This is a genomic window from Aquamicrobium sp. YD-1-mutant5 (genome assembly GCF_059509755.1).
This window is the reverse complement of record NZ_JCAKKP010000003.1, coordinates 215,227-228,091: the sequence shown is the minus strand read 5'-3', so window position 1 is coordinate 228,091 and position 12,865 is coordinate 215,227. Positions and strand designations below refer to the sequence as shown.

General features: G+C 59.8%; 26 protein-coding genes and 1 tRNA gene. 10 read left to right on the top strand and 17 right to left on the bottom strand.

The features are described 5' to 3' along the window. The 3 genes from AC5XE7_RS05515 to AC5XE7_RS05505 form a co-directional block, all read right to left on the bottom strand. Positions 1-435 (bottom strand): DUF2948 family protein, encoded by a 435-nt coding sequence (locus AC5XE7_RS05515; protein WP_495365160.1) that lies wholly within the window; start codon positions 433-435, stop codon positions 1-3. A 91-nt stretch (positions 436-526) separates the two neighbouring features. Continuing rightward, positions 527-1,816 carry a UDP-N-acetylglucosamine 1-carboxyvinyltransferase gene (gene murA / locus AC5XE7_RS05510; protein WP_495365159.1) on the bottom strand — a complete coding sequence of 430 codons (1,290 nt, stop codon included), beginning with the start codon at positions 1,814-1,816 and terminating at the stop codon, positions 527-529. A 192-nt stretch (positions 1,817-2,008) separates the two neighbouring features. Beyond that, on the bottom strand, positions 2,009-2,185 hold the full coding sequence (locus tag AC5XE7_RS05505) for a hypothetical protein (RefSeq protein ID WP_495365158.1): 177 nt from the start codon (positions 2,183-2,185) through the stop codon (positions 2,009-2,011). Positions 2,186-2,318: 133 nt separating this feature from the next. Between AC5XE7_RS05505 and AC5XE7_RS05500 the strand changes: the two genes are divergently transcribed. After that, positions 2,319-2,393, top strand: a tRNA-Thr gene (locus AC5XE7_RS05500). A 176-nt stretch (positions 2,394-2,569) separates the two neighbouring features. Here the strand turns inward: AC5XE7_RS05500 and AC5XE7_RS05495 are convergent. From AC5XE7_RS05495 to AC5XE7_RS05435, 13 genes are all read right to left on the bottom strand, one after another. Further along, positions 2,570-2,821, bottom strand: a complete 252-nt coding sequence (locus AC5XE7_RS05495; RefSeq protein WP_495365157.1) for a hypothetical protein — start codon at positions 2,819-2,821, stop codon at positions 2,570-2,572. Then, positions 2,821-3,963: a tyrosine-type recombinase/integrase gene (locus AC5XE7_RS05490; RefSeq protein WP_495365156.1), complete on the bottom strand. Its 1,143-nt coding sequence runs from the start codon at positions 3,961-3,963 to the stop codon at positions 2,821-2,823. Before AC5XE7_RS05490 ends, AC5XE7_RS05495 begins: the two co-directional genes overlap by 1 nt. A gap of 268 nt (positions 3,964-4,231) precedes the next feature. Then, positions 4,232-4,381, bottom strand: coding sequence for a hypothetical protein (locus tag AC5XE7_RS05485; protein ID WP_495365155.1), 150 nt, complete (start codon positions 4,379-4,381; stop codon positions 4,232-4,234). Next, on the bottom strand, positions 4,374-4,721 hold the full coding sequence (locus AC5XE7_RS05480; RefSeq protein ID WP_495365154.1) for a hypothetical protein: 348 nt from the start codon (positions 4,719-4,721) through the stop codon (positions 4,374-4,376). The genes AC5XE7_RS05485 and AC5XE7_RS05480 overlap by 8 nt, the downstream gene beginning before the upstream one ends. After that, on the bottom strand, positions 4,714-4,938 hold the full coding sequence (locus tag AC5XE7_RS05475; protein WP_495365153.1) for a hypothetical protein: 225 nt from the start codon (positions 4,936-4,938) through the stop codon (positions 4,714-4,716). Before AC5XE7_RS05475 ends, AC5XE7_RS05480 begins: the two co-directional genes overlap by 8 nt. After that, positions 4,928-5,263, bottom strand: coding sequence for a hypothetical protein (locus AC5XE7_RS05470; protein ID WP_495365152.1), 336 nt, complete (start codon positions 5,261-5,263; stop codon positions 4,928-4,930). Before AC5XE7_RS05470 ends, AC5XE7_RS05475 begins: the two co-directional genes overlap by 11 nt. Beyond that, positions 5,260-6,129, bottom strand: coding sequence for a hypothetical protein (locus tag AC5XE7_RS05465; RefSeq protein ID WP_495365151.1), 870 nt, complete (start codon positions 6,127-6,129; stop codon positions 5,260-5,262). Before AC5XE7_RS05465 ends, AC5XE7_RS05470 begins: the two co-directional genes overlap by 4 nt. Further along, the gene (locus AC5XE7_RS05460; protein ID WP_495365150.1) at positions 6,122-6,322 is read right to left on the bottom strand and encodes a hypothetical protein; all 201 of its coding nucleotides are present in this window, start codon (positions 6,320-6,322) and stop codon (positions 6,122-6,124) included. Before AC5XE7_RS05460 ends, AC5XE7_RS05465 begins: the two co-directional genes overlap by 8 nt. Beyond that, complete coding sequence (locus AC5XE7_RS05455) at positions 6,312-6,518, bottom strand: hypothetical protein (RefSeq protein WP_495365149.1); 207 nt, start codon at positions 6,516-6,518, stop codon at positions 6,312-6,314. The genes AC5XE7_RS05460 and AC5XE7_RS05455 overlap by 11 nt, the downstream gene beginning before the upstream one ends. After that, a complete protein-coding gene (locus tag AC5XE7_RS05450; RefSeq protein ID WP_495365148.1) occupies positions 6,515-7,099 on the bottom strand; it encodes a hypothetical protein in 585 nt (194 codons plus the stop codon). The genes AC5XE7_RS05455 and AC5XE7_RS05450 overlap by 4 nt, the downstream gene beginning before the upstream one ends. Continuing rightward, positions 7,099-7,350, bottom strand: coding sequence for a hypothetical protein (locus AC5XE7_RS05445; RefSeq protein WP_495365147.1), 252 nt, complete (start codon positions 7,348-7,350; stop codon positions 7,099-7,101). Before AC5XE7_RS05445 ends, AC5XE7_RS05450 begins: the two co-directional genes overlap by 1 nt. Before the next feature lie 164 nt (positions 7,351-7,514). Further along, entirely contained in the window at positions 7,515-7,703 is a 189-nt protein-coding gene (locus tag AC5XE7_RS05440) for a hypothetical protein (RefSeq protein WP_495365146.1), read from the bottom strand. Between the two features lie 87 nt (positions 7,704-7,790). After that, positions 7,791-8,570 (bottom strand): S24 family peptidase, encoded by a 780-nt coding sequence (locus tag AC5XE7_RS05435; RefSeq protein ID WP_495365145.1) that lies wholly within the window; start codon positions 8,568-8,570, stop codon positions 7,791-7,793. Positions 8,571-8,702: 132 nt separating this feature from the next. On the opposite strand from AC5XE7_RS05435, the gene AC5XE7_RS05430 reads away from it, so the two are divergent. Further along, positions 8,703-8,972, top strand: coding sequence for a hypothetical protein (locus AC5XE7_RS05430; protein WP_495365144.1), 270 nt, complete (start codon positions 8,703-8,705; stop codon positions 8,970-8,972). Here AC5XE7_RS05430 and AC5XE7_RS05425 read toward each other — a convergent pair. After that, positions 8,969-9,262: a hypothetical protein gene (locus AC5XE7_RS05425; RefSeq protein ID WP_495365143.1), complete on the bottom strand. Its 294-nt coding sequence runs from the start codon at positions 9,260-9,262 to the stop codon at positions 8,969-8,971. The two genes, AC5XE7_RS05430 and AC5XE7_RS05425, sit on opposite strands and share 4 nt — an antisense overlap. 446 nt (positions 9,263-9,708) lie before the next feature. On the opposite strand from AC5XE7_RS05425, the gene AC5XE7_RS05420 reads away from it, so the two are divergent. From AC5XE7_RS05420 to AC5XE7_RS05385, 8 genes are all read left to right on the top strand, one after another. After that, positions 9,709-9,957 (top strand): hypothetical protein, encoded by a 249-nt coding sequence (locus AC5XE7_RS05420; RefSeq protein WP_495365142.1) that lies wholly within the window; start codon positions 9,709-9,711, stop codon positions 9,955-9,957. Then, positions 9,947-10,222: a hypothetical protein gene (locus AC5XE7_RS05415; RefSeq protein ID WP_495365141.1), complete on the top strand. Its 276-nt coding sequence runs from the start codon at positions 9,947-9,949 to the stop codon at positions 10,220-10,222. The genes AC5XE7_RS05420 and AC5XE7_RS05415 overlap by 11 nt, the downstream gene beginning before the upstream one ends. Continuing rightward, the gene (locus tag AC5XE7_RS05410; protein ID WP_495365140.1) at positions 10,222-10,812 is read left to right on the top strand and encodes a ribosomal protein L7/L12; all 591 of its coding nucleotides are present in this window, start codon (positions 10,222-10,224) and stop codon (positions 10,810-10,812) included. Before AC5XE7_RS05415 ends, AC5XE7_RS05410 begins: the two co-directional genes overlap by 1 nt. A gap of 56 nt (positions 10,813-10,868) precedes the next feature. Next, positions 10,869-11,072: a hypothetical protein gene (locus tag AC5XE7_RS05405; protein WP_495365139.1), complete on the top strand. Its 204-nt coding sequence runs from the start codon at positions 10,869-10,871 to the stop codon at positions 11,070-11,072. Further along, on the top strand, positions 11,072-11,419 hold the full coding sequence (locus tag AC5XE7_RS05400; RefSeq protein ID WP_495365138.1) for a hypothetical protein: 348 nt from the start codon (positions 11,072-11,074) through the stop codon (positions 11,417-11,419). Before AC5XE7_RS05405 ends, AC5XE7_RS05400 begins: the two co-directional genes overlap by 1 nt. Next, positions 11,416-11,547, top strand: coding sequence for a hypothetical protein (locus AC5XE7_RS05395; protein ID WP_495365137.1), 132 nt, complete (start codon positions 11,416-11,418; stop codon positions 11,545-11,547). The genes AC5XE7_RS05400 and AC5XE7_RS05395 overlap by 4 nt, the downstream gene beginning before the upstream one ends. Positions 11,548-11,837: 290 nt before the next feature. After that, positions 11,838-12,611 (top strand): ATP-binding protein, encoded by a 774-nt coding sequence (locus AC5XE7_RS05390; RefSeq protein ID WP_495365136.1) that lies wholly within the window; start codon positions 11,838-11,840, stop codon positions 12,609-12,611. Continuing rightward, the gene (locus AC5XE7_RS05385; RefSeq protein WP_495365135.1) at positions 12,612-12,848 is read left to right on the top strand and encodes a hypothetical protein; all 237 of its coding nucleotides are present in this window, start codon (positions 12,612-12,614) and stop codon (positions 12,846-12,848) included. Positions 12,849-12,865: the final 17 nt, after the last annotated feature.

Genomic DNA, 12,865 nt, shown 5'->3' with positions numbered 1-12,865 from the left:
TCAGATCCTGTGGGCGGGGCGCGACGTTGCCTGCCAGGCGCCGCCTATATCGGCAAGGCCTGCCTCCACGCATTCGACATCGAGCATGATGGTTCCGCCGCCGGAAAATATGAGTTCTATGATGCCGGCCGGCTGGTCCGTGGGCACAAAGCTGACAGCCAGCAGCGAAAGCACGTCGTCGGGCTTGTCGCGCGCGATCCCGGCCACCTTTGCGCCGAGCACGCGGTCGAAATGCAGCACGCTTTGCCGGCGCTCATTGTGCTTGCGCAGGAAGCCGGATTTCTTTTCCCAGGCAAAACGGCTCATCGCCAGCACGAAACGGTGCGTGCCGGGCAGATATTGCAGGTCGCACACCTTCATCACCGCGTCCTGCACATGGGCGGAAATGACGTTGAGATCCTGCTCGTCGAGCGCGATCAGCTTGAGGCTGTCCATGCCTGTTTCGCACCTGCGAAGGGTTGTCCTGAACCCTTTTGTTAGGCTGTCTTGGCGGTCTGTGCAACCGCGATGCCGCAGGAACCGGGCATCAGCCGCTGATGCGCTCTATGGTCGCGCCGCAGCCCGACAGCTTCTCTTCCAGCCGCTCGAAGCCGCGGTCGAGGTGATAGACCCGGTTGACGATGGTTTCGCCCTCCGCGGCCAGCCCGGCGATGACCAGCGACACCGAGGCGCGCAGGTCGGTCGCCATCACCGGTGCGCCCTTCAGCTTTGCCACGCCGTCGACGATCGCGGTCTGGCCGGACAGGGTGATGTGGGCGCCGAGGCGGGCCAGTTCCTGCACGTGCATGAAGCGGTTCTCGAAGATCGTCTCGGTGATGTGCGATCGGCCCTTTGCCATGGTCATCAGGCCCATGAACTGCGCCTGAAGGTCGGTCGGGAAGCCGGGGAAAGGCTCGGTGGTAATGTCCACCGGCTCGATGCCGGCGCCATTGCGGTAAACGCGGATGCCCTCATTGGTGACGGTGATTTCCGCGCCGGTGCGGGAGATCGTTTCCAGCGCGCTTTCCAGAAGGTCCGCCCGCGCGCCTTCCAGCAGAACGTCGCCGCCGGTCATGGCCACGGCCATGGCGTAGGTGCCGGTCTCGATGCGGTCGGGGATGACGCGAACGCTGGCGCCGTGCAGCTCATCCACGCCTTCGATCGTAATGGTCTCGGTGCCCGCGCCGGAAATCTTCGCGCCCATGGCGTTGAGGCAATCGGCAAGGTTGACCACCTCGGGCTCGCGGGCGGCGTTCTCCAGAACGGTTTCTCCGCGGGCAAGGGCTGCGGCCATCATCAGCACATGGGTGGCGCCGACGGACACTTTCGGAAAGCGGTAGCGATTGCCGCGCAGGCCCCTCGCGGCTTTGGCCAGCACATAGCCGCTCTCGACATCGATGTCGGCGCCCAGCGCCTGCAGGCCCTCGATGAACAGGTCGACCGGCCGGGTGCCGATGGCGCAGCCGCCCGGCAGCGAGACCCGCGCCTCGCCCATGCGTGCGAGCAGCGGGCCGACGACCCAGAACGAAGCACGCATCTTCGACACCAGCTCATAGGGGGCGGTGGTGTCGACAATGCTGCCGGCGGTGAAATTGATGGTGCGCGAATAGCCTTCGGTCTGCGTCGGGCGGCGGCCGTTGACGGAATAATCGACGCCGTGATTGCCGAGGATGCGGATGAGCTGCTCCACATCGGCCAGATGCGGCACGTTTTCCAGCGTCAGCGTTTCGCGCGTCAGCAGCGAAGCGATCATCAGGGGCAGGGCGGCATTCTTGGCGCCCGAAATCGGAATGGTGCCTGAGAGCCTGTTGCCCCCGACGATCCTGATGCGATCCATGAAGATGCCTCTCCCCGGCTGAATGCCGGTCTGGGATGTGCCGCGCCGGATACGGCTGATGCCGCTGGCGCGCTTCAATCGTTTAAAGCGGTCCGTCTAAACCATAGACGGCTGTCATTCAAGAAAATGCACTGGCAACAAAAGTAGCAGACGATCACGCACATTGCCCTGATGGGGCCAACGCCGGACGGATCAGCTTTCCGAAGCGGGCCTGGAAGCTTCGATGCCCTGAGGCCGCGAATCCGCCTCTCTGGCGCGTCGGGCTCTTGTCTGGGCCTTGCGCTTGAGCAGATTGGCCCTCAAGGCTTCCGCCGAGCGTGCCTTGCGCGCTTCTTCGCTGCTGGTTGCGGTTCCTTTCTTGTCCTTCATGCCTGTGTTCCTGCTGGCTGGATAAGCTTCCATGAATATGGCATGGGCATGTTCGAAACAACGTCTTTGCACAGGCTGTTTTAGAGCCTTGCACTTGGCGAAACGATGTGGCAGAAGTCCGCCGCATCCGGTTGCTGCCGTAGCTCAGTGGTAGAGCACTCCCTTGGTAAGGGAGAGGTCGAGAGTTCAATCCTCTCTGGCAGCACCATTTTTCTCAATAAAATCAATCATTTATGAATTGCGTCGCTTTGTGCGACTTCATGCGCTTGTATGAAATGCGCGGAACAAACAGCGAATTGCACACCGAAACGTGCAAAAAGCGTGCAGCTTTGTTCGGCTTATGTTCTGGTGATTCTGGCAAAGAAAAACCCCGCCGAAGCGGGGTTATTTGTCCTCGGTGTCGATCTCGACTGGCGGGTCAAACAAAATATGCGGAAACATTCTCAGCGCTGAACGCTCGTCCAAATCTCGCAGGTGGCATCCGCTTCCATTAACGCCCGTGACGAGAACGCCCTTTACCCGTGTTGCGATGGTGCCGTCGGAGTACGTCCGACGGTAGATTTTAAGGGTGGTGAAGGCTGATGTCGCACCTCGCCTCTTGTCTTTTCTGGTTTGCCCAACGCGAAAACCGCCCATCAAGCCTTCCTCCTGTCTTCCAAATCCGTCCTCCTTCCCGTGCCCTCAGCCAGCTTCCCGAACCAATCGGACGGCGCGTCGACCCACGGTAGCTTTGCAAATGCTCCAAAGGGCAGTTTGTTGATTGCCTCGATCAACGGGGCCTGCGGCACATTGGTATAATGGCGGCTCATATCGTCAGCCGCGTGGCCAAGTATCTGGTCCTTGATGTGCGGATGGACACCAGCGACAACAAGGCCAGTCGATACGGTATGGCGGGCCGTGTATGGGCTAACGTCGAGTATCCCCGACCGCTTACGCGCCCCTTTGATGGCAGTCTTCAGCCCGCCGCCGCCGTCCTGCACGATGCCATACGGCTCTCCGCGCGGCGTCCTAAACAGCGCTCCGCCCCGCTCCACCAAGGCAGGCAACCACCCGCACAGGAATGAATGCAGCGGCACGCCGCGCGGCTGTCCGGTCTTCGACGATCGCACCACGAACCACTGCTTGTCGATATTGACGTCTTCAGCCCGTAGCGCGAATGCCTCGATTGGCCGCAGCCCGGTGTAAAACAAGAACGTCATTAGCATGGCGGGATCCGGTGACATGGCCGCGACGAATCGCGCGGCATAGTCGTACTCGACGGGCGCGGTTCCGCTGCGTGTAGTAGGAGCCATCCGGACGACGTTGGTGCCCTTCGGCTTCCGTGGTCGCTCCCACAATTTCGGGTCGGCCATGTCCTTGCGGCAGGCGTGATTCCAAATCGCAACGAATGGCGTATAGACCTGACGTATCAGCGTCTCGCGGCTTGCGCCGGGGTAAAGTTCGCGTGCAGCCTTATCCAGATCCTCCTGCTTGATGTCAGCAAGCTTTCGGCCCTTGAAGTAGACCGCAAGGCCGGTTTCCTTGTCGGAGGTCTTTCGTGCATCAAAGACAAAGCGGGTAGGTGCGCCAGTTGCTGTATACGAATCAGCCGCGTCGTCAAACGTGGCAACTGCCTTCTCGCCATGGACGTGCGCCTGGACTATGCGGCTTTCGCGCTTGATCCTGATGGCTTCCGCGAGGTCTTTGTCGCTCGTGCCCGTAGTCTCGTAAACGCGCTGTCCGGCGACTGTTCCGCGGAGGTAGTACGTTTGCCCACGTTTAGTGAGTTTGAGTCCCATGTCAGTGCCTCTTGAAGTCTCGCCAGATGCTCGGCGGTAAAAAGAATCTTGCGGCCGGCAACCATGCAGCAGCCGTGCTTCTTGGCCGCCTTTGCAATGCCTCGCGGTGTCATACGCATGACATCTGCGGCCTCAGCCAGAGTGTAGACTCTGGCGATATTATCATTCGCAGCCTTCATTTTTCACCTCGTGCGGTTAAGCGCGAAATACGCTGATATGGCGAACACAATAAATGTGGCCGGTATAAACAGCAGGGTGAATGCGTCAGTCATTTACAAATAGCCTCCACCCCGAAGACGATTGCGCCCGGAAGGACCAGCAGAATAGCTGCAGGATCGGGAACGACACCGACAAGGCTGCCGAAAAGCCCGACGTACAACAGGACAATCAGCAATGCGTAAAACCAGGTCCTACCCATCCTTCCCCTCCGTGAGGGCGGCGCGCACCTTGCGCATAATGCGAAGGCGATCGGTCGCTTCCTTCATGCTGATCGCATCGGAAAGCAGATAGTCGAAGGTCTCAAGCAGGCTGGCGACCGTGTACCGAATGGATTCCGGAGCGCCATATCGCATAACCCATTCAGGCCCGCCGTCTGCGAATGACTGAGGATTGATGATGGTGGAGTATGCGCCTCCACCCAATGAGATTGTTGCCGTCATGCCATCGGCTGGATGACCTCCCTTGGTGCGGCCGACGCGAAAATGGCCGGCAGGAGCGTCTTTGCCATCCGAAAAGAGGGAATCCACCTGCTTAGCCATCCCGCGCCTCCAGAGCTTTGAGGGTGGCGCGACCGGCAGCGGTGATGCGATGAGGCGAGCGCTTGAGGTCTAATCGGGTTGGCTCAGCGAGGCCGAGATCAACCAGTGCTTTGCACGTCGCCTGCCGGAACCAGTACGGTCTTACGCCGTACGATGCCATTTCTCGCAAGGTCGAACGCTGCGCCTCTGTCAGCTTGGCGATAAGGTCACTGTGCATCACGGCCTCCTTTCAGCGAGCTTTCTCGCTCGGCCAACTCGACGTGTGGCTGACCGTATTTCTTGATCGTGGGGTGATGCTTGATGACGCTCAGGCGCTCCGCGTCAGTCAGCTTGTTATGGGCGTTCGGCGGGTCCGTGCGCCAGCACCAGAGCGCCGCAAACTCGACAGCCTGCCTGTCACGCTCCATCCCCCGCACCTCGTCGGGAGACAGGATGACGTAGCCGGCGGCGGTGAGGGCATTCATGATCCCATCAGCAAGACCGAAGCACATTTCAGCACTAGATCCCGGAATGCACCTTGCGATTGTGTCCAGCGCGCTCATGACTTGGCTCCTGCGAGGGCTTCAAAGCGTCCGTCTTCGAACTCTTCGCGCGGACGGACCCACAGCGATCCGTCATCAACGCCGCGGTATATTGCGACTTCGCGCATATCGACTGCTTGGCAATCATACTCAGCATCAAGGTTCGGATCGCGCCAATGCTCGGCCTGCATCTTGCCTATGCCGATCAGCTCGTAGTCAGTTCCGCGCCTCTTGTGGCGGTGCGTGGCAGCACCCCTTATCGCGCTCGCGTCGGGCGGGGTGGTGGCTTTGCCGCACACAGCACAAGGATTGTTCTCGCCTTTTGGGTTATCCTCGCAAGCCACGCATGCCACCGGCTCCGCCTCTCCGGCAGGCTCGGCAAGGGCGGAGAGGATGCGGGCTACAACGTCCTGCCCCTTCTCGGTTATGATTGCCAGACCATCTGCCCTATCGATCAATTCGAGGGCACGGAGGCGATGCCAAGCCATATCGAGGCTGAACACCCTGTCAGGTCTCATGTTGCAGCCGCTGATGGACGTGCCCAAAAGCACCTGAATTTCATACTCGGTCAGGTGTGGCGGCTCTTCAAGCACCTTCACCCGCGCCCCGGCAAGGCGCTCGGCGGCTTCGGCGCGACGTTGCCATCCGCATTTCACGGGCTCCCCATCTGTCAGGCTGAAGGCGTCACAGAAGCCTGCCGCCTTTTGCCGGTCTGCTCTCGCGACAGCTTCATCCCGCTCCCGCTTCACCTGCTCATATAGATCGGCCCGGACGTAGGCCGGGTACTCCTCGGGGTGCTCCAGATCGCTCATGCGGAAAGAGCGGAAACTCCCCGGCCAGCCCATTTCCTCGACTGTCATCCAAAGTTTTTCCGGTGCATCAACCATCTACGTTGCCTCCTTCATGGGCGCGTCTCATGGCTGGTTGTGCGAACATTGCCGTGCCCATAAGGCTACGTTTCAGCCTGTCTATCTCGGCATCCTTCCGCGCATTCTCGGCTTCCAAGGCTTCGAGGCGGGCTTTTTGACCGCGAAGCTCACCCCACAAGTCTGTAGGTGCTTTCACAAGATCACTCGTCATGGCCGGGCTCCTGAAAAAGCGCTTTCGCAAAGGAATAGCCGTGGCGGAAGGCGGCAAAGGTGCTGTTGGTTTCCGCGCTCTGATAGATGATGCCTTTTGGCCAAAGTTCTTTTGGCTCGCGATCCAGGCGCAGGTGCGAGTGCTGCCGCTCAAATTGGGTCATCAATTCGTAATGCTCGCGGTCAAGAAGCCTCATTGACCATCCTCCACGGTGGGGGATGCGGGGAGACCCGCCGGCCTTGAGGGGAACGGATGCCACAGGAGCGCGTCGGGGTACTCATCGGGTTGGCCATTGATGATTACGTCTTCGTGCATCCACCAATACCCGGCGCAACTTCTGGTGGGCTTTTGCCATCCGGCAACAATCACACGGTCCAGTTCTGGCGCGCTATTCATCGGCCTCCACCCACCACCTGCGGAGAGACGGAGCGCGGTGGCGGCTTCCATGCGCCGGAAATGCCGACCTTGGAACCACTTAGAAGCAGCATCGAAATACGCCTGACGATCCTGCTCGGCATTTGTCTGGAATGCTCTGAGGCGTAGGTTGTCTATTCTTGCTTCTTCTTCACTGTCCACCACATCAGGCGGCGTTGCGGAGGTGAGGTAGGCGCGGATGGCGGATAGCAACTCGGCATCACTATACCATCGGGGCAGTTCCAGCGCTTCACGGAACGCGGCCAGCCCTCCTAACCGCCCGCACTGTTGCGCGGCAACAGTCGGGGCCTCTTCGCTGTCGTAGACGACTTCCAGCGGCGTGCCTTCGTACTGGCGAGTCATCAAGCAGCCCTCCTGTTGCGCCGGCTGCGATTGTCATTGGCCGGCCGACGACGGCGCTCCTGTGCGGCACGTTCGCGCTCTGCCGTAACCTGGCCCGGCCATTTCAGCGACTGGCCAGTGATGGCCGCGACTTCACGGGCAATGGCTTCGATCTCGGGCCGTCCCGCTGCGATCGACATGATCGCGCCGGCAGTTGTGCTTTGGGCGATGAATTGGTGGGCGGTTAGGGTGCGGGTGGTTAGGGTGGTCATGTGTGTTTCTCCTCAGTGATGGTTGTGGCTGGTGAGGCCGGGTAGGGAACGGTCAGCCCGCCATGCCGTAAAACACGGCAAACATGCCGGTAACGAACAGCCCAAGCGCAAGCGCGCTGGCGACGGAATGGGCGAAGTCGCGGAGGTGGTTGTGGGTAGAGGGGTTATGCACAGCAAACCTCCACATCGCGCCGCTGGCGGCGTGCCGACGAGTGGGCACGCAATTCACTGTTCACTTTGTCAAGTTCACGCAGCAGGGCGCGCTTGCGGTGTTCCAGATAGCGGATGTGGGACTTGTCGGCTTGGCTGCTGCCCGGCTGGTGCGTGTGGCGGTCGGCTTGGTAGGTGCGCATGTGCTTCTCCTCGGTGGTTGGTGAGGAGAGTTATGCGATAATCGCGTGATTATGTCAAGCGATTATCGCGCACCAATCGAAAATCGCTTAGTCAACCGTGAACCGGGCGACGTATCGGCCTATAATGTGAACCTCTTCAGCCAACCGCTCATAGGGCTGATAGTCCTTATTATATGGGACGAGCCTGAAGCGTAGTGGGTCGGAACCGCGGACGATTTCCACTTGCTTAATCGTTTGGCCCCCGTCCTCCCATAGGGCGAAAATACCAGGCATGTTTGGCACGCGCTTCGACTCATCTATAAGTACAACGTCGCCATCTCGAATTTTTGGCTCCATTGAATTCCCCTCGCATTCAATGAAGTGCAGATGCTTTGTTGATGTGCTAACCCGGCGACGAAGGACGGCAGGCGGCATTCGCCATGTCCCAACTACAGGCGCCCCTGTTTCAATACCATCTCCGCCCATTGATATGGCCACCACTGTGTCGCTGTTCCCGGCCCCGATTGTTCCATCAATCTGCGGTATCTCCCCAGCAGGTATCCCGCGCCGAGAGTTGGAGCTCACCGCGGCGCGCTGTGCCGACCACTCTTCTTCATCTGAAACATAAGTCAGCTCACCAACGCCGTCCGAGTCGATTAGCGGGACGTATCCCGTTCTCATATTCACGTTCGGGTAATTATCTAGAAAGAATGCGGTGAGACCTTCGAACTCTTCGGCAGACAGCTTCTTTCGAACCCCGCTGAGATACTTACTGATGTGATCAGCCTTTATGCCGGTATATCGCTCCGCTTCTGCAAAGGTCGCTTCGCTTTCAGCGAACCATCGCCCGATAGCTTTTCGCCTGTTTTCAATGCGCTTGTTATCCATGGCGCGAAAATCGCATAAAATAAATCAAATGTCGTGCGCGATTATCGCGTTAATCACTTGACGTATGTGCGATTATCGCGTAATCATCCAATTAACCCTAACGTATCGCATTTGAAACAAAGGCCGCCACCGATGACCACCACACCCGAATTCACCACCGACAACTGGTCCGACTTGGACACGGCAGAAAAGTTCCTCGATATTGTCGACCGCGCCAAGGTCATCAAGTATCTGGCTATTGCGTCGGCAAAAGCTGAAGGCGCCGACCGGGATAACTTCCTGCTTGGCATCAAGGTGCTTGCCGACGACATTTGGGCCGCAGCGGAGAATGGCGACGAGAAAGTCACGGATCGAATACGGAATGACATTTGCAACCCCGACTGGCGGCGGAAGGCGGCTTAGCCGCGCCGTTGCCGGGGAGGGACGCCGTGTTGCTTCGCAACCTGTTCGGCATATTGGCGGGAGACACGGAAGGCGCGTCCGATATCGGCATAGCTTTCACCCGCCAGCGCCATGCGAACGATTTCCGCGGTCTGGTCTCTCCCGGATGGTGGTCTCTGCTTCGGAGTATCGCGCATATGCCTTTCGTATATCGCATGGAACAGCGCGACCTTTTCGGGAGAAAGGGTCGGGATGCCCTTGCGGAAGCGCGACATGGCGGCCTTGGAAACGCCAAGCTCCTCGCCAACCATCGAGGCGTTTATCCCAAGGCCCTTCAAGTCTCGCAAAATTTCGTCAACGGTTTTCATGGCGTCGATTTAGCAGCCGTTGACAAAGTTGACAACACGCGCCTGCGCACACGGTTAACGGGGAGCAACGCTAGACAGCAAAAAGCCTATTGACAAAGTTAACTTGCTGGCGACAATCAAAATCATAGCCGCCCGCTAACGGCAAAGCAGCGACAGCAGAAAAACACCCCAGACCACACGGACCCATCTCTGGGCCGACACCACTCGTTTCACCGTTTGGTCTGGAGCATTCGTACTGGCGGCGGGGAGGATGGCCACACATGAAGCCAAGACCCGCCACGGTCCTACCGGCTACCACACCGGCGCTTATGACATGGAGTCCACCAAGCTCCTTGTCAAGCGCCCCGACCAAACAGCCGCAATGTGCGGCCCACACCACCGAGGAGAACATGCATAGTAACCTGAAAGACCTGGCTAACGCTATCTGGGATAGCGTGGCCGACCGCCTGCCGGGCGATGACAATGGTTATTACGACCCGGACGCCATCGTCGCACGCGCCCTCGGCATCCCGAAATGGCACGCGATTGCGGCCCGCCGCGGTTACCGCAAGCCCGAACCATCCCGAAACATAACTCTGCCGCGTGTGTCCATTCTGGAGCGGCCGTACGTCGAGGAGGCTACAAGCCATGCAGCATGATGACGACGAAGACATGATCTATCCCGGCGATCTCGTCGAGCTGGTCGTGCAGCCCTCGGTTTGGGGGCAGGCCATCGGCTTCGCGGGCAGCCTTGTATTCGTGCGGCTTAATGCCGTGACTGCGCTGCCATACCACGAGTTCGAGCTTCGCAAGATGGCTGACCAAGACCCGGAGCCAAAGGGCGGGCTTGAGGCCGACAACGTGGTGGATTTCACCAAATCCGTTGCTGATTTGAAAAAGGCAAAAACGAGGGGAGCGGCGTGATGGCCAAGTTCAAGGTTGGGGATAGGGTGCGGTTTACAGACCAGTGTCCGCGGGCTTGGTGGTTCGGCCCGCACACGAAGCACAAGGAAGGCATTGTGAAGGCGCTCAACCATGACGGTTCGGTTGGAGTTGTGGCGATCGGCTCGAACAGATACGGGCATTTCGGCGGCCATTGGATGGGCTGCATCGAACTGGTCGACGACCGCGCGGACAAGTTCGATTCCTTCCTGGACAGCCTTATCGACCGCGCCTTCACAGCGAAGGTCGCCAAAACCAACCAACCCGCCATCGTCTGCCTGATCGAAAACGGCCAGCCGCTCCCGTCCAGTCGCCCGCACGTCCACCGCAACAAGACTGCGGCAAGCAAGGAGGCAGAGCGCCTTGCGAAGAAGTACCCCGGCCAGCGGTTCGGCGTCTACGAGTTTGTGAGCCATGCCGAGGCGGCAAAGCCGACCTACAAGCACGAGTGGCAGCGGTTGGCGGCGGATGGCCAGAAGATTGCGGCCATCAAGGAAGTGCGGGCCATCGCGGGCCTGGATTTGATTACTGCCAAACGGGCCGTCGAAGCCTTCATCGACAAAGCCGCCTAACCAACTCCTGCTGCGGCCACCAACCGCAGCAGCCCACCACCAAAGAGGAGAAGCACATGGCGAAACACGCCAGCAATCACGCGCATCCATATGCCACCGCGTTTACGCGCACCGGCAAACTCAACATGCACAACCGCAAGCCGTACCGCACGGCTGCACAGCGCCAAGAGGCACGGCGCACCGCAACGCTGGCCGATGGTCGGTACGTGTCCAACGCGCCGGTGTCGTTCCATCGGGCTCCGAAGGGGAGGGCGGCGTAATGAAGCGCGAAATCGTTGACGCGCTGATTGCGTCGCTGAACGACCCGGATGCAGGGTGGGAGTACACTGAGTACACCGCCACCAATAACCGCATCAAATGCGAAATCTGGCTGTCAAACGGGCTTGAGTGGCTGGAGGTCAAATTCTGGGGCGACAAGATTGGGCGAACGGCGCGGAAGCCAATCACCTACGGCGGAGACTGCTTCATGCTTGCGTGGCTCGTGCCGTGGCGCTGGCGCGTATACCGTATTGCTACTGCCAAGCAGGCCGAAGCGCTTGCCCAAAAGGCCGTGTCTGACGAAACCATCGTCGCAGCCATCCGCTCAGCCTCGCAGGTGCCAGCATGACCACCCGCGACATAGCCGCCGCAACGCTGGCCACGCTTACCGTCACCGCCTACGCGCTGGCCGCCTTCGGCTGGCTCGTGGTGTTCCCGGCCGTCGGATTGCTCTGGTCCTTCGGGGTGCTGCCATGAGCAGCCCGTGGAAGGACTATGCGCCCGGACCAGTACCGCACGAGAAGGACGTGACGTTCATTGTTAGCACGAGCCGGCGCTCACCGCCCGCCAACCGATGGCTGGCCATCCTTGTGTGTCTGGCCGTGGTTTGTGCCGTGGTCGCGGTGTTCGCATGACCGCCCCAGACCCGCACGCCTCAGCCTTCTGGTCCGCGGTCGCCCTGTCAATCGCCATCGCCATTTGGGCGGTGGTTTAGCCCTGCGGCTGGCTACCGACCAGTCGTATAGACCCAATAGAGGAGTACCACATTGGCAATTTCGCTATCTAGTTTGCGCTCATCCAAGAGCGACAATCCACCCATTGTCCTGCTTTACGGCGTGGACGGCATTGGGAAGACCAGCCTTGCCGCTGAGTTCCCGAACCCAATCTACCTGCCGACGGAAGGCGAGCGCGCACCGTCGGACGTGGATATGCCGACACCCGGTACGGTGGAGACGTTCGGCGCCTTGCTGGACATTTTCGAGGAGCTTCTGACCACGGAACACGGCTTCCAGACCGTCATTATCGACAGCCTGGATGGGCTGGAGCCCCTTATCTGGCAGGCCACCTGCGCCCGCCTTGGCGTGTCGTCGATCGAAGAACCGGGCTACGGTCGCGGTTATGTCGAAGCCGATAATGAGTGGAGCACGTTCCTTTCCGCATGCGCTGCCCTTGCTCGTGCCGGCATTTTTGTTGTGCAGCTTGCGCACCCCGAAATCGCGCGCTTCGACTCTCCGGTCACTGACCCGTACAGCCGATACGGCATCAAGCTCCACAAGCGTGCCGCTGCACTGGTGCGTGAGCGCGCCGATGTGGTCGGCTTCCTGAACTACCGAATCTCCATCAAGGAGAAGGAAGTCGCTCGCCAGACGAAGGTCGCCCATGCCGAAGGCGGAAAGGAACGTCAGATCCACCTCAATGAGGGAGCCGGCTTCGTTGCAAAGAACCGCTACGGCATGCCCGACGCCGTTCGCTACAGCAAGGGGCAGGGCTTTGCTGAACTGGCCAAGTTCTGGCCGGGCGGCGAGAAGGAGGCTGCGTAAATGGAAAAACTCTTCATGGGCACGCTTGCAGTAATCGCACTTGCCTTCCTGATGCCGGTTCTCGGCACGCTCATAGGCGCATTTATGGGCTGGGTCGTCGGCCTGTTCTTCGGCGAAACGATACTCGCCTTTCTGGCTGCCGTCGGCGTTACGACCAGCGGCCTCAGCATGTGGCAGGTCGGCGCTGCCATGGGCTTTCTTGGCAGCTTTCTACGCACCACCATCAGCCGCACCTAACCACCCACCGCGCCTAC